Raw genomic sequence first — 16,921 nt, forward strand, 5'->3', positions numbered from 1 at the left:
TTACCACTCAGATCATGGACTCCATGCTCGATCGCAGCAATGTCGCATAAATATTCACTATGGAATGCCGCGATCACATGAAGCGCAAGAATATTCTTTTCATCATGGCCGATCAGATGGCCGCGCCAATGTTGCCGTTCTACGGCCCATCGCCAATCAAACTGCCGAATCTTTCCCGCCTCGCCGAACAAGGCGTGGTGTTCGATGCTGCGTACTGCAACAGCCCGTTGTGCGCGCCGTCGCGTTTCACCCTGGTCAGTGGCCAGTTGCCGAGCAAGATCGGCGCCTACGACAACGCTGCCGATTTCCCTGCCGATGTGCCGACCTACGCCCACTACTTGCGCCGTCTCGGCTACCGCACGGCGCTGTCGGGCAAGATGCATTTCTGCGGCCCGGATCAGTTACACGGTTATGAAGAGCGTCTGACCAGCGACATCTACCCGGCCGATTACGGTTGGGCGGTGAATTGGGATGAGCCGGACGTGCGGCCGACCTGGTATCACAACATGTCCTCGGTATTGCAGGCCGGGCCGTGCGTGCGCACTAACCAGCTCGATTTCGACGAAGAGGTGGTGTTCAAAGCGCAGCAGTACCTGTTCGATCACATCCGCGAAGATGGCGATCAGCCGTTCTGCCTGACTGTTTCAATGACTCACCCACACGACCCGTACACGATTCCCAAGGCTTTCTGGGATTTGTACGACGATGCCGATATCCCTTTGCCTACGACCCCGGATCAACACGAACTCGATCCGCACTCGCAGCGCCTGCTCAAGGTTTACGACTTGTGGGATAAACCGCTGCCTGTGGATAAGATCCGCGACGCGCGCCGGGCTTACTTCGGAGCGTGCAGCTATATCGATGCCAACGTCGGCAAACTTCTGCAAACCCTCGAGGAAACCGGGCTGATGGATGACACCATCATTGTGTTCTCCGGTGACCACGGCGATATGCTCGGCGAGAAAGGCCTCTGGTACAAAATGCACTGGTATGAAATGGCCGCCCGCGTGCCGTTGTTGATCAGTGCGCCGGGCCAATTTGGTGCCGGTCGGGTCAGCGCGGCTGTGTCTACTGCTGACCTGTTGCCGACCTTTGTGGAACTGGCCGGCGGCACCCTGGAGCCGGGCTTGCCACTGGATGGCCGCTCGCTAGTCTCGCATCTGCAAGGGCGGGGCGGCCACGACGAAGTGTTCGGCGAATACATGGCCGAAGGCACCGTCAGCCCGTTGATGATGATCCGTCGCGGCGCCTACAAATTTATCTACAGTGAAAGCGACCCTTGCCTACTCTTCGACGTAAGCAACGATCCGCGCGAACTGGAAGAACTCAGTCAATCGCCGCAACATCGCCAGCTGTTCGACGATTTTCTCGCCGAGGCGCGGGCCAAATGGGACATACCAGCGATCCATCAGGAGGTACTCGCCAGCCAGCGCCGCCGCCGTTTCGTTGCCGAGGCATTAACTATCGGCAAGCTGAAGAGCTGGGATCACCAGCCGCTGGTGGACGCCAGTCAGCAGTACATGCGCAACCACATCGACCTCGATGATCTGGAACGCAAAGCACGTTATCCACAACCCTGCCAAAACCAATAATGTTAAGGGGAAGTCCATGCGTAAGTTATCCACAGTAGTGACGGTTGGCCTGCTCGCGCTGAGCAGCGCTGCGGCCTTCGCCGAGCAGAGTTGCGACACGGTGAAAATGGCCGACCCGGGCTGGAGCGACATCGCCGCGACCAATGCGATCACCGGGTTTCTGCTGGACGGCATGGGCTACAAGGCCAAAGTCGACACCCTCGCGGTGCCGATCACCTTTGGCGGGTTGAAGGACGGCCAGGTGGACGTGTTCCTCGGCAACTGGATGCCGGCGCAGCAAGGCTTCTACGACAAGTTCGTCGCCACCGGCGACGTCACGCAATTGGCGAAGAACCTCGACGGCACCGAATTCACCCTCGCCGTGCCGGACTACGTGTGGGATGCGGGTGTGCATAACTTTGCCGACCTGAACAAATACGCCGACAAGTTCGACAAGAAGATCTACGGCATCGGCTCGGGCGCGCCGGCGAATATCTCGTTGCAGGAAATCATCAAGAAGAACGACTTCGACCTGGGCCAGTGGAAGCTGATCGAGTCCAGCGAACAGGCGATGTTGGCCGAAGTGTCGCGGGCGGTGAAGAAACAGAAATTCGTCACCTTCCTCGGCTGGACGCCGCACCCGATGAACGTGCAGTTGAAGATGCATTACCTGAAGGGTGGCGAGAAGTATTTTGGCGATACTGGCAGCGTGTTCACGTTGACGCGTAAGGGCTATGCCGAGGCGTGTCCGAATGTGGGTAAATTGCTGACCAATCTGTCGTTCACTCAGGAGATGGAGAACAGCATCATGGCTGAGGTGGTGAACAAGAAGGTCACTAATGCCGCGGCGGCGAAGGCGTGGATCAAGGCCAATCCGGCAGTGTTGGACAAGTGGCTGGACGGGGTGAAGACGGTAGAAGGGAAGGATGCGTTGGCGGCAGTAAAAGCCAAGCTGTAATGCTTTCTACTTGATGACGACTTCCCTGTGGCGAGGGGATTTATCCCCGATCGGCTGCGCAGCAGTCGCAAAGTCTCTGTTCTCGGTATACCTGACTCACCGAGACCGCCGGTTTTGCAGCCGCTTCGCAGCCCATCGGGGATAAATCCCCTCACCACAATGATCGTGCTGTCCTGTTAGGCTTTGCCTGAAAACCCCAACCGCGAGGATCCATGGCCTTCCCCAGCCGCCACTCTCTCTTCCCCTTCCTGACCTGGCTACCGCGGCAAACCCGCGCCAGCGTAGGACGGGATCTGATCGTCGGCCTCAGCGGCGCAATTCTCGCGTTACCCCAGTCGATTGCCTACGCACTGATCGCCGGCCTCCCACCTGAATACGGTCTCTACGCTGCGATCATCCCGGTGTTGATCGCCTGCCTGTGGGGTTCGTCATGGCACCTGATCTGCGGCCCGACAGCGGCCATTTCCATCGTGCTGTTCGCCAGCGTCAGCCCTTTGGCCGTGCCGGCGTCGCAGGACTACATCACGCTGATCCTGCTGCTGACCTTGCTCGCGGGGATTTTCCAGTGGCTGCTCGGCCTGCTGCGCTTCGGTGCGCTGGTGAATTTCGTCTCGCATTCGGTGGTACTCGGTTTCACTCTCGGCGCGGCCGTGGTGATCGCCATCGGGCAATTGCCGAACCTGCTGGGGCTGGAGTTGCCGGCCAAAGCCACGGCGCTGGCGAGTTTGATGGATCTGCTGCAACACCTCAGGGCTGTGGATAAACCGTCGTTAGTTCTGGGCGTAGCCACGGTGGTGGTCGGCGTGGTGCTGAAACAACTGCTGCCGCGCTGGCCGACGCTGTTGATCACATTAGTGCTGGCCAGTCTGCTGGTGTGGTTGTGGCCGGCGATGTTCGGCCATGTGCACCTGGTCAGTGCGTTTGTCGGTCGCCTGCCGCCATTCAGTGGCTTGCCGCTGGATCTGGACTTGATCCTGCGCTTGCTGCCCAGCGCTGTGGCGGTGGGCATGCTCGGTTTGGTCACCAGCCTGTCGATCGCGCGCTCGATTTCGGCGCGCTCGCAGCAGTTGCTCGATGCCAATCAGGAAGTTCGCGCGCAGGGCTTATCGAATATCGTCGGGGCGTTCTTTTCCGGGTCGCTGTCAGCCGGATCGTTTACCCGTTCTGGGTTGAGCTACGAGGCGGGCGCCTGCTCGCCATTGGCCGGGATCTTTTCAGCGATCTGGGTGGCGTTGTTTGCGATTTTCGGCGCCGGGCTGATTTCGCACATTCCCATTCCGGCGATGGCCGGCAGCATTCTGCTGATCGCCTGGGGCCTGGTCGATCATCGCGGCATTCGCGCGTTGCTGCGGGTCAGCCGTGCCGAGTTTGTGGTCATGGCGCTGACTTGCCTGGCGACATTGCTGCTGGAATTGCAGACGGCGATTTATGCCGGGGTGTTGGCGTCGCTGTTCTTCTATCTCAAGCGCACCTCGCAACCGCGCGTGCAGCATTGGCGCGACGGTGAGGATGATGTATTGCGGGTTGGCGGCTCGATTTTTTTCGGCGCCAGCCATTACTTGCAAGTGCGCTTGCAGCGGATGCACGGCGCGCGCGTGGTGATCGAGGCGCAGCAGATCAACTTCATCGATTATTCGGGGGTGGAGATGCTGCATCAGGAGGCGCGGCGCTTGCTCAGCCAGAGTCGCAGTTTGACCTTGCGCCGGGCGCGGCCGCAGGTGGTGGAGGAATTGAGAAAGCTTGAGGGGCCGGAGAAATGTCCGATCCGGTTTGAGGATTGATCGGATATCGGTGTCGACTTCAATCGCTGGCAAGCCAGCTCCCACAGGGAATTAGGTGATCCTTGTGGGAGCTGGCTTGCCAGCGATGCTTTTAAAGGGCCAACTGGCGACGCAGTTCGGCCAGCACTGGCGCCGTATCGGGACGCACACCGCGCCACAGGAAGAACGCCTCAGCCGCCTGCTCGGCGAGCATCCCCAAACCATCCATCGACACCGCCGCGCCATGCTCGCTGGCCCAGCGGCAGAATGCCGTCGGCTCCTTGCCGTACATCATGTCGTAGCACAGGGTTTTACCCGGCTCGATCAGGCTCGGCGCAATCGGCGGTACATCACCGGTCAGGCTCGCCGACGTGGCATTGATGATCACGTCCACCGGCTCACGCAACCAGTCAAACCCGCTCGCCGACACAGGCCCCAGATCGCAGAACAACTCGGCCAGCAACTCAGCCTTGTCCACCGTGCGATTGGCGATGATCACCGAGGCCGGTTGCTCCGCCAGCAACGGCTCCAGCGCGCCACGTACTGCGCCGCCCGCACCGAGCAGCAAAATGCGTTTGCCGGTCAGGCTGAACCCGGCGTTTACCGTCAGATCCCGCACCAGTCCGGCGCCGTCAGTGTTGTCGCCGAGCAATGAACCGTCGGCGAGTTTGCTCAAGGTATTCACCGCGCCAGCACGCTGTGCTCGCGCGGTGAGGTTGTTGGCCAGACGGTAGGCGTCTTCCTTGAACGGCACGGTCACATTGGCGCCGCGACCCTCTACAAAAAAGGCTTTAGCGCAGCCGGAAAAATCGTCGAGCGGCGCCAGCAGGGTGCCGTAGTCGAGGCTCTGACCGGTCTGTTCAGCGAACAACTTGTGAATCATCGGCGATTTGCTGTGGCCGATCGGGTTACCGAAAACGACGTAACGATCCATCAGAAATCCTCAGGCCTCGGCCAACCAGTCGCGGTCTTGCAGGAAGTACTCGGTCAGACGCGCTTCTTCGCTGCCCGGTTCGGCTTTCCAGTCGTAACCCCAGCGCACTTGCGGTGGCAGCGACATCAGGATCGACTCGGTACGCCCGCCCGATTGCAGGCCGAACAATGTGCCACGGTCGTAGACCAGGTTGAATTCAACGTAACGGCCACGGCGGAATTCCTGGAATTCACGCTGCTGCGCGGTGAACGCAGCGTTTTTACGGCGCTGCACTATTGGCAAATACGCATCGATGTAGGCGTCGCCGATCGCGCGCATGAAAGCGAAGCTGGTGTCGAAGTCCCACTCGTTCAGGTCATCGAAGAACAGCCCGCCGATGCCGCGCGGTTCGTGGCGATGCTTGATGTGGAAGTAGGTGTCGCACCAGGCTTTGTAGCGCGGGTAGACGTCCGTGCCGAACGGCGCGCAGGCCTGTTCGGCGACGCGATGCCAGTGGATGCAGTCTTCTTCGTTGCCGTAATACGGGGTCAGGTCGAAGCCGCCACCGAACCACCAGACCGGCTCTTCACCTTCTTTCTCAGCGATGAAAAAGCGCACGTTAGCGTGAGACGTCGGCACATGCGGGTTGTGCGGGTGGATCACCAGCGACACGCCGAGGGCTTCAAAACCGCGACCGGCCAATTCCGGCCGATGGGCGCTGGCCGACGGTGGCAGACCGCTGCCGAAGACGTGGGAGAAGTTGACGCCGCCCTTTTCGATCAGCGTGCCGTTCTCGATCACGCGGGTGCGACCGCCACCGCCAGCCGGCCGGGTCCAGGCGTCTTCGACGAAGCGCGTGCCGCCGTCTTCGTTTTCGAGGGCGGCGCAGATGCGGTCTTGCAGGTCGAGCAGATAGGCCTTTACGGCGTCGGTGCGGGTCGTCATGGCTTCACCTTGAATCGGGCGGCGCCCCGCAGGCGGGCGACGCAAATGGGCGCGTAGCATACCACCGCAGAACAGCGCGCCGCAGTTGACGAAGATCAAGCATGGGAGTTGGATAGGGGGCTCACGAAAGACCCAAGGAGAGCAGGCAGATGGCAAAGCGTATCCAGTTCCGCGCCCACGGCGGCCCCGAAGTGCTCGAATTTGTTGACTACGAACCCGCCGCGCCCGGCCCGAATCAAGTGCGCGTGGCGAACAAGGCGATCGGCCTGAATTTCATCGACACCTATTACCGCAGCGGTCTGTATGCGCCGCCAGCCTTGCCGTCCGGCCTCGGCGCCGAAGGTGCAGGCGTGGTTGATGCGGTCGGCAGCGGCGTTACCCGTTTCAAGGTCGGTGATCGCGTTGCCTACGGCAGCGGCCCGTTGGGCGCTTACAGTGAGTTGCACGTTTTGCCCGAAGCCAATCTGGTGAAACTGCCGGATGAAATCAGTTTCGAAACGGCGGCGGGGGTGATGCTCAAGGGTCTGACCGTGCAGTACCTATTACGCCAGACCTATGAGCTGAAGGGTGGCGAAACCATTTTGTTCCACGCCGCAGCCGGTGGTGTCGGTTCGCTGGCCTGCCAATGGGCCAAGGCCCTGGGCGTAAAGTTGATCGGCACCGTCAGCTCGAAAGAGAAGGCTGAGCTGGCCAAGGCCAATGGCGCTTGGGCGACCATCGATTACAGCCACGAGAACGTCGCCGAGCGTGTGCTGGCGCTGACCGATGGCAAGAAAGTACCGGTGGTTTACGACGGTGTGGGCAAGGACACGTGGCTGACGTCGCTGGACAGCGTTGCACCGCGTGGTTTGCTGGTGAGTTTCGGTAATGCGTCGGGCGCGGTGGACGGGGTGAACCTGGGGATTCTTGCGGCGAAGGGTTCGCTGTACGTGACGCGGCCGACGTTGGCGACTTATGCCAATAACGCGGAGAACTTGCAGCGGATGGCGGATGAGTTGTTTGAGATGATCATCAGCGGCAAGTTGAAGGTGGATATCAGTCAGCGCTATTCGTTGGCTGAGGCGGCCAAGGCGCAGACTGAGTTGTCGGCTCGACGCACTACAGGTTCGACCATTCTGTTGCCTTGAGGACGCCATCGCTGGCAAGCCAGCTCCCACAAGAATCTTCGGTGGACATAGATTTTATGTACAACGCCGAACCTGTGGGAGCTGGCTTGCCAGCGATGGGAGCAACTCGGTTCTAAGCCGGGCGCACGACTTTGCCCGTGGCCAGATCGCGAATCAGGCTCGGGTTCTTGCGCCCACCCAACTCCCCGCCCAGCACCAGATCAATCTGCCCCCGGAAATACTGCTCGACGCGCAACCGCGTGCGCGCTGCCGGACGTCCTTGCGGGTTGGCCGAGGTCGAAATCAGCGGCCCGACCATCGAGCACAGATCACGCACCTGCGGATGATCGCTGACCCGCAGCGCCACCGTGTCGTGCACACCCGTCACCCATTCCGGCAGCAGGCATTGGTGCGGCACCAGCCAGGTGTTCGGCCCCGGCCAGGTGCTGGCCATGCGATCGAGCCATTCTTGCGGGAAGTCTTCGAACAGGAAGTCGAACTGGCGAATGTTGTCGGCGACCAGAATCAGGCCCTTGTCGACCGAGCGATTCTTGATCGCCAGCAGCCGATCCACCGCTTCTTCATTCCACGGGTCGCAACCCAGCCCCCAGACGGCTTCGGTTGGATAGGCAATCACCGCCCCGGCGCGAATCTCTCGTGCGGCTTGTTGCACACGCCAACTGTTGACCATGAAAAAACTCTCCACAAACAGGTTTCGCGCAGTTTACCGATCTTCCTTGTAAAACCTAGCTCACCCGCGCAAACCAGCGGCCGTTTTCACTCACCGCGCGGCCGTCCATTTCCAGTTCGGTCAGCGCTGCCAGCACTTTCGGTAAAGCCCAGCCGCTGCTGTCGGCCAGACCTTCGCTGGTGTGCGGCGCGGCGTGCAGCAACATAAGCAGTGGATGATCGACTTTCGGCGTGTCTGCGGACAGCGGCAAACGCTGCCAGCCGCGCAGCGCTTCGAGGATGTGCTCAATTGTTTCCACCAGCACCGCGCCATCGCGAATCAACTGGTGACAGCCCCGTGCGCCGGGGTGATGGATCGAGCCGGGAATCGCGTAAACCTCGCGCCCCTGTTCCGCCGCCAGCCTTGCCGTGATCAAAGAACCGCTGGCGACACTGGCCTCGACCACCAACACGCCGAGGGACAAACCGCTGATGATCCGATTGCGCCGGGGGAAGTTGCTCGCGGTCGGCCCGGCGTCCAGCGGAAACTCCGAAAGCACCGCGCTGCCGGATGCAATCATCGCGTCGGCCAAGCGACGATTGCGCTGTGGATAAAAGTTTTCCAACCCGGTGCCGAGCACCCCGACAGTCAGCCCCCCGACATCCAGCGCGGCCTGATGCGCAGCGGCATCTATGCCCAGCGCCAGACCGCTGGTGATGACAAAACCAGCCCCGGCCAAGCTGCGGGAAAACGCCGCTGCGGTGTCCATTCCCGGACGCGAAGCGCGGCGGCTGCCGACCATCGCCAGTTGCGGTTTTTCGAGAATCAGCGGATCACCGGCGACAAACAGCAACGGTGGCGGATCCGGAATTTGCGCCAGCAGCGCCGGGTAATCTGCCTGATCCCACATCAGCAAATGATGCTCCGGCCGCTCTAGCCAGCGCATTGCGTGGCTGGCGCCATCGCGCACTTCGGGACTACGGCGCGCTTCGGCACTCGACGTTGGCAAGCCCAACGAGCGCCAGGCACTGGCCGGCGCGCTGATGGCTTTCGAAGCCGAGCCAAAGGCTTCGAGCAATTTTGTAAAACGCTTGGGGCCGATGTCCGGCAAGCGGTGCAGGCGCAGACGCGCTTCCAGTTCCGCCGGCGAAACCGACGTGCAGACAGACAGCATGATTGGATCATCCTTGATCGTTATAAGCCCCGAACCATTCGGAACAAGCTGTGGATAACTCTGTTGGTAACTTGTGAAGCAAGCTTACGGATTTCGCACCTTGTCGAGCACCGCCAGCGAGCGCGATGCGTTAAGGACGAGGCCGTAACTGAGTTTGTCGTAGGTACGGAACACCATCAGCAAACCGGCGCGTTCGTCGGGAATTTTCAGCGGTTGGCCGGTGACGCGGTCGCGCACGGTTTCGCCGGTTTTCATCACCTCCAGCACGTTGCCTTCGACCAGCCCGTCGCGTTTGCCTTTGTTCAGGGTGACCACGTCCATCACGCCGATCTGGGTGACGCCGCGTGGTACGTCAATGATCACGCCGTTGATGCTGGTGGTCGGCGCGCTGGGCATGAAGGTCGAGTTGATCGAGCGCTCTTCACCGCTGAACAAGCGGTCGCCGAGGCGCACTTCCTGCGTGGTGCGTTGCAGGGCGAGGGTGGCAACGTCGCCTTCGGTCGCGACGATTTCACCGCCGCCGATGTCGTCGGCATTGATGCCGAGAAACTCCTTGGTCTGCGGATCGGTGTAGACCTTGCCCTGGCGGAAGATGCCGTAGACCGGTTGATTCGGGTCGAAATGGCCGCGCGCGTAAATACGGTCGCCGGTGCCGCTGAGCACTCGTTCGGCATCGCCGGCGACGATGTACGGCGCCTTGTCGAAATCTTCGGCCTTGTCGACGATGCGGTTGCTCAGCAGAAAACTGTTGATCGATTTCAGTGGGATGCTCGGAATCGCCTCGGCCACCGGGCTGGTGCGAATCCGTGGCGACAGTTTGATGGTGCCGCGCGACTCGCCGCGATTGAGCGTCAGACGCGGCTGGCCATTGACGTAGCTGAGCGTCAGCGTGTCGCCGGGATAGATCAGATTGGGGTTTTCAATCTGCGGATTAGCCCGCCACAACTGTGGCCATTGCCAGGGCTCGCGCAGGTATTTGCCGGAAATGTCCCAGAGTGTGTCACCCGTAACCACTGTGTATTGCTGTGGAAAACCATCCCTGAGCTGCACTTGCCCGTGCGCTACGCCGGCCGAAGCCAGCAACAGCAGGGCGAGTAGTGTTTTCCTCATGCAGTGAATCCCTTTATCATGTGCGTTCGCGTGAACCGTCAGAGCCCCCGTGGCTCGCTTGTGCAAAATGCACAAGCTACGCTTCACAACGGTAGCCTGCATCTTCGGACCTGCCAGGCCATCGCCCGACTTTACTCAACACGTGCAGCAATCAGCCTATGGCCATTTTAGACATCCTCGAATTCCCGGACCCGCGTCTGCGCACTATCGCCAAGCCTGTGGCTGTAGTGGACGACGAAGTGCGTCAGTTGGTCGATGACATGTTTGAAACAATGTATGAAGCGCCGGGCATCGGCCTAGCCGCGACCCAGGTCAACGTGCACAAACGTATCGTCGTGATGGACCTTTCCGAAGACCGTACCGAGCCCCGGGTGTTCATCAACCCCGAGTTCGAATCGCTGACCGAAGAAATGGAGCAATACCAGGAAGGCTGCCTGTCGGTACCGGGTTTCTACGAAAACGTCGACCGCCCGCAGAAGGTCAAGATCAAGGCGCTGGACCGCGACGGCAAGCCCTATGAACTGATCGCCGAAGGCCTGCTCGCGGTGTGCATCCAGCACGAATGCGACCACCTCAACGGCAAATTGTTCGTCGATTACCTGTCCACGCTCAAACGCGACCGGATCAAGAAGAAACTGGAAAAGCAGCACCGCCAGAACGCTTGATGCCCCTCTTCAAAGGCTTGCTGCGGCAAGCCTTTTTCTTTTTATGAGACTCCCTTCATGACTGAGCCACTGCGCATCGTTTTTGCCGGTACCCCGGAATTTGCCGCCGAACACCTCAAGGCCCTGCTGAACAGCCCTTACGAGATCGTTGCGGTCTACACCCAACCGGATCGTCCGGCCGGTCGCGGGCAAAAACTGATGCCGAGCCCGGTCAAACAGCTCGCGCTGGAAAATAATATCCAGGTGTTGCAGCCTCCGACTTTGCGTAACGCTGACGCTCAGGCTGAACTGGCCGCGTTGAAACCGGATTTGCTGGTGGTGGTCGCCTACGGCCTGATCCTGCCGCAAGTGGTGCTGGATATTCCGCGCCTGGGTTGCATCAACAGTCACGCCTCGTTGCTGCCACGCTGGCGCGGTGCGGCGCCGATCCAGCGCGCCGTCGAACACGGTGATGCCGAGAGCGGCGTGACCGTGATGCGCATGGAAGCCGGCCTCGACACCGGGCCGATGCTGCTCAAGGTCGTCACGCCGATCACGGGCCAAGACACTGGCGGCTCCTTGCATGATCGCCTCGCCGAGATGGGCCCGCCGGCCGTGGTGCAAGCGATTGCCGGTCTGGCCGCAGGCACGCTGGCAGGCGAAGTGCAGAACGATGAGCTCGCCACCTACGCGCACAAATTGAACAAAGATGAAGCACGCATCGACTGGAGCCGTCCGGCGGTTGAACTGGAGCGACTGGTGCACGCCTTCAACCCATGGCCGATCACCCACAGCACCCTCAACGGTGAAGCGCTGAAAGTGCTGGCGGCGACACTCGCCGACGGTAAAGGCGCGCCGGGTGAAATTCTCAGCGCCAGCAAGGACGGCCTGGTCGTCGCGTGCGGCGAACAAGCGCTGTGCCTGACCCGCCTGCAATTGCCCGGCGGCAAAGCACTGAATTTCAGCGACCTGTTCAACAGCCGTCGTGAGAAGTTCGCTGTCGGCACGCTGCTCGGCGCAGCGGTGGACGCGCAATGAACCCGCGTCTGGCCGCCGCCAAGGCACTCGCCGCCGTGCTCAGCGGCAAAGCCTCGCTGAACAGCTCTTTGCCGACACAACTGGACAAGGTCGAGGATCGCGATCGCGGTTTTACCCAGGATCTGGCGTTCGGCACCGCGCGCTGGCAGCCACGCCTGTCGGCACTGGCGGAAAAACTTCTGCAGAAACCGTTCAAGGCTGCCGACGCCGATGTCGAGGCGTTGCTGCTGGTCGGTCTCTACCAATTGCTTTACACCCGCGTGCCGGCCCACGCCGCCATCGGCGAAACCGTCGGTTGCGCCGACAAACTGAAAAAGCCCTGGGCCAAAGGTCTGCTCAACGCTGTGTTGCGTAACGCTCAGCGCGAAAGCGAAACGATTTTTGCCGAGCTTGAGCGTGATCCGGTGGTGCGTACCGCTCACCCGCGCTGGCTGCAAAAATCCCTCAAGGCGTTCTGGCCGGAACAGTGGGAAGCCATCTGTGAGGCGAACAACGCGCATCCGCCGATGATCCTGCGCGTTAATCGTCGTCACCACAGCCGCGACGCTTACCTCGGTCTGCTGACTGAGGCCGGCATTGCTGCGACACCGTGCGTGTACAGCCGCGACGGCATCATCCTCGAAGTCGCCGCCGACGTGCGCAGCCTGCCGGGTTTCGCCGAAGGCTGGATCAGCGTGCAGGACGAAGCGGCGCAACTGGCCGCCGACCTGCTCGACCTGGCGCCAGGCCAACGCGTGCTCGACGCCTGCTGCGCGCCGGGTGGCAAGACCTGCCACATCCTCGAAGCCGAACAGGCGCTGGCCGGCGTGGTCGCGGTGGATCTGGAAGCCAAGCGTCTGGTGCGCGTGAAGGAAAACCTTGAACGCCTCGGCCTCAACGCCGAACTGATCGCCGCCGACGGTCGCGACACCGAGAAATGGTGGGACGGCAAACCGTTCCAGCGCATTCTGCTCGACGCGCCATGCTCGGCCACCGGCGTGATCCGCCGCCATCCGGACATCAAGCTGACCCGTCAGCCCGACGACATCGCCGCCCTCGCGCAACTGCAAGGCGAACTGCTCGACGCCATGTGGAAGACCCTCGAAGTCGGCGGCATTCTGCTGTACGCCACCTGCTCGACGCTGCCGACCGAGAACACCGAAGTCATCGCCGCGTTCCTTGAGCGTACGCCGGGCGCCCGTGAACTGGATCTGGCCACCACGGCCGGGATCAAGCAGCCCCATGGTCGCCAATTGCTGGCCCAGCAGGGCGGGCATGACGGGTTCTACTACGCCAAGCTGATCAAGATCGCTGCCGCGCGCGGCTAAACGGATTCAATGGAGTGACTGGATGAAAATCATCATCCTCGGTGCGGGACAGGTCGGCGGTTCGCTGGCCGAGCATTTGGCCAGCGAGGCCAACGACATTACCGTCGTCGACACCGACGGCGAACGCCTGCGCGACCTCGGCGACCGCCTCGACATCCGCACCATCCAGGGCCGTGGCTCGTTGCCGTCGGTATTGCGCCAGGCCGGCGCGGATGATGCCGACATGCTGGTGGCCGTGACCAACAGCGACGAAACCAACATGGTCGCCTGCCAGGTCGCTCACACGCTGTTCCACACCCCGACGAAAATCGCCCGGGTGCGCGAAGCGTCCTACCTGAACCGCGAAGAGCAACTGTTCCAGAACGAAGCGATTCCGGTCGACGTGCTGATCAGCCCCGAGCAAGTGGTGACCAACTACATCAAGCGCCTGATCGAGTATCCGGGTGCGTTGCAGGTCATCGACTTCGCCGAGGGCCAGGCGCAACTGGTGGCGGTGCGCGCGTATTACGGCGGGCCGCTGGTCGGTCAGCAACTGCGGCAGTTGCGTGAGCACATGCCGAATGTCGAAACCCGCGTGGCGGCGATCTTCCGCCGCGACCGACCGATCCTGCCGCAGGGCGACACGGTGATCGAGGCCGACGACGAAGTCTTCTTCATCGCCGCCCGTGAGAATATTCGCGCGGTGATGAGCGAAATGCGCCGTCTCGACGAAACATACAAGCGCATTGTCATTGCCGGCGGCGGGCAGATCGGTGAGCGTCTGGCCGAGGCCATCGAAAGCCGTTATCAGGTGAAGATTATCGAGATGAACCCGGCGCGCTGCCGCTACCTCTCCGACACCCTCGACAGCACCGTGGTGTTGCAGGGCAGCGCGTCCGACCGCGATTTGCTGCTGGAAGAGAACATCGCCGACGCCGATATCTTCCTCGCCCTGACCAACGATGACGAAGCCAACATCATGTCGTCGCTGCTGGCGAAACGGCTGGGGGCGAAGAAGGTCATGACGATCATCAACAACCCGGCCTACGTCGACCTGATTCAGGGCGGCGACATCGACATTGCCATCAGCCCGCAACTGGCGACCATCGGCACCCTGCTGGCCCACGTGCGTCGTGGCGATATCGTCAGCGTGCACTCATTGCGGCGCGGTGCGGCGGAAGCCATCGAGGCAATTGCCCACGGTGATGCGAAGTCGAGCAAAGTGATTGGTAAACCGATCGAGAAAATCGGCCTGCCGCCGGGCACCACGATTGGCGCGGTAATCCGCAACGAACAAGTGATCATCGCCCACGACCACACGGTGATCGAAGCGGGCGACCATGTGATTCTGTTCCTTGTGGATAAAAAGCATATTCGTGATGTGGAGAAGCTGTTTCATGTGGGGTTGAGCTTCTTCTGATCCGAAACTTTCTGTGTCTGTTATGGCCTCATCGCTGGCAAGCCAGCTCCCACAGGGATCTTCGGTGTACATCACATTTGTGAACAACCCAAAACCCTGTGGGAGCTGGCTTGCCAGCGATGGCGGCGCCACAAATCTCCCCTGACACACCCGAAAAGGAATCCACCAATGCTCGAATCCCTGGAAAAAATGCTCGCCAAGGGTGTGGATAACTCTCTGCTGCGCTTCGGCCTGGGCAAGGGCTATCTGGATCTGGGCGAAAACGCCAAGGCCGCCGAGCATTTCCAGCGCTGCGTCGGCTTTGATCCCAAGTACTCGGGCGCGTGGAAACTGTTAGGCAAGGCGCAACTGGCGCTGGGCGACACTGCCGCCGCACGTCAGGCGTGGGAACAAGGTCTGGAAGCCGCCCGCGCCCATGGCGACAAGCAGGCCGAGAAGGAAATGACGGTGTTTCTGAAGAAACTCGATCGTCAGGCGCTGTAAGGTTTTACAGAAACCGCAGGCCGATGCCTTCCGCATCGACCGTCACCACTTCCATTCGCACCCGTGGCGCGCCTGTGGGTAAGTCCTGCACCTGGCCATAGACGACCGCGCCTTTGGGCAACGACGCCAGGCTCGGATGCTGCACATAGACCCCGGTTGGCGACAGATTGCGGGTTTGCCCGAGGCATTCGCCGAGGCTGTCGTGGGTGATTTTGATGCGGAAGGATTTGCGGTGTTCGGACATCTTGGTGCGCCCTTTTTTGAACGGTTCTGTGGATAACCCCAAGCAAGATCAAAAGATCGCAGCCTGCGGCAGCTCCTACAAGTTATCCACAGAGTGTGCCAACTTCGTCAGTACCAGCGTTCTTCGCCGGGTGGACGCTTTTTGAAGCGTTTCATGCTCCACATGTACTGGCTCGGATAGGCGGCGACATAGCGCTCGACGACTTTGCTCATTGCTGCGCAGGATTCGGCGGTATCGGTGCTGTACATGGCTTCCGGCGCGGCTTCGAGGATCACTTTGTAGCCGGAACCGTCCGGCAGGCGTAGCGCATGCAGGAACACGCCGACCGCTTTGCCACCGGCCAACATGTTTGGCACGAACTTGCTGGTCAGCGCCTGCGTGGCGAAGAACGGCACGAAGATCCCGGCGGATTCGGCCGGTTCCGGGTCAGCGGGAATGCCCACTGCACCACCTTTGCGCACTTCCTTGATGACGCTGAGGATGCCTTCCTTGGTGGAGGCGGCGACCTTGTTGCCCAGTTGCACGCGCTGTTTGCGCAACAATTCATCCACAGCCTTGAGCTTCGGCGGGCGGTAGAAAATGATCGGTTTGCACTGGCTGCAATAGAAGTGGTTGAGCACTTCCCAGTTGCCGAGGTGGCTGGTGATGCCGACCACGCCTTTGCCCGAGGCCAAAGCATCTTTCAGCACGTCGAGGCCTTCGACTTCGCGCACCAGATCGATTGAGCGCTGCGCCGGCCAGATCCACGCGCAGGCGCTTTCAGTCAGCGACTTGCCGATGTCTTTCAGGCTTTGTCCGACCAGACGCTCACGCTCGGCCGGATCCATCTGTGGAAAACATTTGGCGAGGTTGATCCGCACCACGTCGCGGGAGCGGTTGGGGGTTTTCCACATGATCCAGCCAATCGCCGAACCCACGGCCTGCACGGCCCGCCATGGCAGCAGGGCAAACAGCCGCAGAGCGCCTACCAGCAAGGCGCCTTTAAACTTTTCCACAGGTCACTCCTGATCTTGTGCGGTGCGCGAGGCGGCCATTCTAACCGCCGTTGGCGAGCTGCGCGTAGCGGTCGCAATCCTGGGTGTGGTCCATGACCATCCCCGAGGCCTGCATCAGCGCGTAGCAAATGGTCGGGCCGACGAACGTGAACCCGGCCTTTTTCAGGGCTTTGCTCATCGCCAGCGCTTCGGCGGTGATCGCCGGGACTTCGCTGCGATCCTTGAAATGATTGATGATCGGTTGGTCGTTGACGAACGACCAGAGGAAGGCCACCGGATCCTCCAGCGCCAGCCAGGCCTGGGCATTACGCCGGGCGGCATTGAGTTTGAGGCGGTTGCGTATGATCCCCGGATCGAGCATCAATTCGTCGATTTCGGCGTCGCTCATTTGCGCCACGCGCTGTACGTCAAAGCCGAACAACACCTCGCGATAACGCTCGCGTTTGCGCAGCACGGTGATCCAGGACAGGCCAGCCTGGAACCCTTCGAGCAAAAGCAACTCGAACAAACCCTGCGCATCGCGTAGCGGCGTGCCCCACTCCTGGTCGTGATAAGCCATGTACAGCGGATCTTCGGTACACCAAAAGCAGCGTGGCATAAGGCT

General features: G+C 61.0%; 17 protein-coding genes. 9 read left to right on the forward strand and 8 right to left on the reverse strand.

Features of this window, described 5'->3' with window-relative positions; genetic code table 11:
- Positions 1 to 77: 77 nt before the first annotated feature.
- The 3 genes from betC to PMI37_RS20110 all read left to right on the forward strand — a co-directional run bounded on the left by betC (position 78) and on the right by PMI37_RS20110 (position 4,310).
- Complete coding sequence (betC, locus tag PMI37_RS20100) at positions 78 to 1,592, forward strand: choline-sulfatase (RefSeq protein WP_008084337.1); 1,515 nt, start codon at positions 78 to 80, stop codon at positions 1,590 to 1,592.
- A gap of 16 nt (positions 1,593 to 1,608) precedes the next feature.
- Positions 1,609 to 2,529: a choline ABC transporter substrate-binding protein gene (gene choX, locus PMI37_RS20105; protein WP_008084338.1), complete on the forward strand. Its 921-nt coding sequence runs from the start codon at positions 1,609 to 1,611 to the stop codon at positions 2,527 to 2,529.
- A 212-nt stretch (positions 2,530 to 2,741) separates the two neighbouring features.
- Positions 2,742 to 4,310 (forward strand): SulP family inorganic anion transporter, encoded by a 1,569-nt coding sequence (locus PMI37_RS20110; RefSeq protein WP_008084340.1) that lies wholly within the window; start codon positions 2,742 to 2,744, stop codon positions 4,308 to 4,310.
- 91 nt (positions 4,311 to 4,401) lie between these two features.
- Here PMI37_RS20110 and aroE read toward each other — a convergent pair whose 3' ends face one another.
- Together aroE and hemF are read right to left on the reverse strand one after the other, a co-directional pair.
- A complete protein-coding gene (aroE, locus tag PMI37_RS20115) occupies positions 4,402 to 5,223 on the reverse strand; it encodes a shikimate dehydrogenase (protein ID WP_008084342.1) in 822 nt (273 codons plus the stop codon).
- A gap of 9 nt (positions 5,224 to 5,232) precedes the next feature.
- A complete protein-coding gene (gene hemF, locus PMI37_RS20120) occupies positions 5,233 to 6,147 on the reverse strand; it encodes an oxygen-dependent coproporphyrinogen oxidase (RefSeq protein WP_008084344.1) in 915 nt (304 codons plus the stop codon).
- A 149-nt stretch (positions 6,148 to 6,296) separates the two neighbouring features.
- Between hemF and PMI37_RS20125 the strand changes: the two genes are divergently transcribed.
- A complete protein-coding gene (locus PMI37_RS20125; protein WP_008084345.1) occupies positions 6,297 to 7,274 on the forward strand; it encodes a quinone oxidoreductase family protein in 978 nt (325 codons plus the stop codon).
- Positions 7,275 to 7,386: 112 nt separating this feature from the next.
- Here the strand turns inward: PMI37_RS20125 and PMI37_RS20130 are convergent, their stop codons facing one another.
- From PMI37_RS20130 to PMI37_RS20140, 3 genes are all read right to left on the reverse strand, one after another.
- Positions 7,387 to 7,944: an L-threonylcarbamoyladenylate synthase gene (locus PMI37_RS20130; protein ID WP_008084346.1), complete on the reverse strand. Its 558-nt coding sequence runs from the start codon at positions 7,942 to 7,944 to the stop codon at positions 7,387 to 7,389.
- Between the two features lie 55 nt (positions 7,945 to 7,999).
- Positions 8,000 to 9,097: a DNA-processing protein DprA gene (dprA, locus tag PMI37_RS20135; RefSeq protein ID WP_008084347.1), complete on the reverse strand. Its 1,098-nt coding sequence runs from the start codon at positions 9,095 to 9,097 to the stop codon at positions 8,000 to 8,002.
- A gap of 84 nt (positions 9,098 to 9,181) precedes the next feature.
- Positions 9,182 to 10,207: a LysM peptidoglycan-binding domain-containing protein gene (locus PMI37_RS20140; RefSeq protein WP_008084348.1), complete on the reverse strand. Its 1,026-nt coding sequence runs from the start codon at positions 10,205 to 10,207 to the stop codon at positions 9,182 to 9,184.
- Positions 10,208 to 10,365: 158 nt separating this feature from the next.
- Here PMI37_RS20140 and def point away from each other — a divergent pair, with 158 nt between their 5' ends.
- The 5 genes from def (at position 10,366) to PMI37_RS20165 (ending at position 15,078) form a co-directional block, all read left to right on the forward strand.
- Positions 10,366 to 10,872: a peptide deformylase gene (gene def, locus PMI37_RS20145; protein ID WP_008084349.1), complete on the forward strand. Its 507-nt coding sequence runs from the start codon at positions 10,366 to 10,368 to the stop codon at positions 10,870 to 10,872.
- Positions 10,873 to 10,929: 57 nt separating this feature from the next.
- Positions 10,930 to 11,889, forward strand: a complete 960-nt coding sequence (gene fmt, locus PMI37_RS20150; protein WP_008084354.1) for a methionyl-tRNA formyltransferase — start codon at positions 10,930 to 10,932, stop codon at positions 11,887 to 11,889.
- A complete protein-coding gene (rsmB, locus tag PMI37_RS20155; protein ID WP_008084355.1) occupies positions 11,886 to 13,196 on the forward strand; it encodes a 16S rRNA (cytosine(967)-C(5))-methyltransferase RsmB in 1,311 nt (436 codons plus the stop codon). The genes fmt and rsmB overlap by 4 nt, the downstream gene beginning before the upstream one ends.
- A 22-nt stretch (positions 13,197 to 13,218) precedes the next feature.
- The gene (trkA, locus tag PMI37_RS20160; protein WP_008084356.1) at positions 13,219 to 14,595 is read left to right on the forward strand and encodes a Trk system potassium transporter TrkA; all 1,377 of its coding nucleotides are present in this window, start codon (positions 13,219 to 13,221) and stop codon (positions 14,593 to 14,595) included.
- A 168-nt stretch (positions 14,596 to 14,763) separates the two neighbouring features.
- Positions 14,764 to 15,078: a tetratricopeptide repeat protein gene (locus tag PMI37_RS20165; protein ID WP_008084357.1), complete on the forward strand. Its 315-nt coding sequence runs from the start codon at positions 14,764 to 14,766 to the stop codon at positions 15,076 to 15,078.
- A 4-nt stretch (positions 15,079 to 15,082) separates the two neighbouring features.
- On the opposite strand, the gene PMI37_RS20170 is transcribed toward PMI37_RS20165, so the two are convergent.
- The 3 genes from PMI37_RS20170 to PMI37_RS20180 all read right to left on the reverse strand — a co-directional run bounded on the left by PMI37_RS20170 (position 15,083) and on the right by PMI37_RS20180 (position 16,915).
- Positions 15,083 to 15,322, reverse strand: a complete 240-nt coding sequence (locus tag PMI37_RS20170; protein WP_008084358.1) for a PilZ domain-containing protein — start codon at positions 15,320 to 15,322, stop codon at positions 15,083 to 15,085.
- Between the two features lie 107 nt (positions 15,323 to 15,429).
- Positions 15,430 to 16,317, reverse strand: a complete 888-nt coding sequence (locus PMI37_RS20175) for a lysophospholipid acyltransferase (RefSeq protein WP_008084359.1) — start codon at positions 16,315 to 16,317, stop codon at positions 15,430 to 15,432.
- 40 nt (positions 16,318 to 16,357) lie between these two features.
- Complete coding sequence (locus tag PMI37_RS20180; protein ID WP_008084360.1) at positions 16,358 to 16,915, reverse strand: DNA-3-methyladenine glycosylase I; 558 nt, start codon at positions 16,913 to 16,915, stop codon at positions 16,358 to 16,360.
- Positions 16,916 to 16,921 lie beyond the last annotated feature (6 nt).

This window comes from Pseudomonas sp. GM80, from assembly GCF_000282515.1.
Taxonomy (GTDB): Bacteria; Pseudomonadota; Gammaproteobacteria; order Pseudomonadales; family Pseudomonadaceae; genus Aquipseudomonas.

Coding starts and splice junctions, on each gene's coding strand:
- PMI37_RS20165 (WP_008084357.1), top strand. CDS start 14,764: ATGCTCGAATCCCTGGAAAAAATGCTCGCCAAGGGTGTGGATAACTCT.
- PMI37_RS20110 (WP_008084340.1), top strand. CDS start 2,742: ATGGCCTTCCCCAGCCGCCACTCTCTCTTCCCCTTCCTGACCTGGCTA.
- aroE (WP_008084342.1), bottom strand. CDS start 5,223: ATGGATCGTTACGTCGTTTTCGGTAACCCGATCGGCCACAGCAAATCG.
- trkA (WP_008084356.1), top strand. CDS start 13,219: ATGAAAATCATCATCCTCGGTGCGGGACAGGTCGGCGGTTCGCTGGCC.
- choX (WP_008084338.1), top strand. CDS start 1,609: ATGCGTAAGTTATCCACAGTAGTGACGGTTGGCCTGCTCGCGCTGAGC.
- PMI37_RS20180 (WP_008084360.1), bottom strand. CDS start 16,915: ATGCCACGCTGCTTTTGGTGTACCGAAGATCCGCTGTACATGGCTTAT.
- fmt (WP_008084354.1), top strand. CDS start 10,930: ATGACTGAGCCACTGCGCATCGTTTTTGCCGGTACCCCGGAATTTGCC.
- rsmB (WP_008084355.1), top strand. CDS start 11,886: ATGAACCCGCGTCTGGCCGCCGCCAAGGCACTCGCCGCCGTGCTCAGC.
- PMI37_RS20125 (WP_008084345.1), top strand. CDS start 6,297: ATGGCAAAGCGTATCCAGTTCCGCGCCCACGGCGGCCCCGAAGTGCTC.
- PMI37_RS20170 (WP_008084358.1), bottom strand. CDS start 15,322: ATGTCCGAACACCGCAAATCCTTCCGCATCAAAATCACCCACGACAGC.
- def (WP_008084349.1), top strand. CDS start 10,366: ATGGCCATTTTAGACATCCTCGAATTCCCGGACCCGCGTCTGCGCACT.
- hemF (WP_008084344.1), bottom strand. CDS start 6,147: ATGACGACCCGCACCGACGCCGTAAAGGCCTATCTGCTCGACCTGCAA.
- PMI37_RS20140 (WP_008084348.1), bottom strand. CDS start 10,207: ATGAGGAAAACACTACTCGCCCTGCTGTTGCTGGCTTCGGCCGGCGTA.
- betC (WP_008084337.1), top strand. CDS start 78: ATGAAGCGCAAGAATATTCTTTTCATCATGGCCGATCAGATGGCCGCG.
- dprA (WP_008084347.1), bottom strand. CDS start 9,097: ATGCTGTCTGTCTGCACGTCGGTTTCGCCGGCGGAACTGGAAGCGCGT.
- PMI37_RS20130 (WP_008084346.1), bottom strand. CDS start 7,944: ATGGTCAACAGTTGGCGTGTGCAACAAGCCGCACGAGAGATTCGCGCC.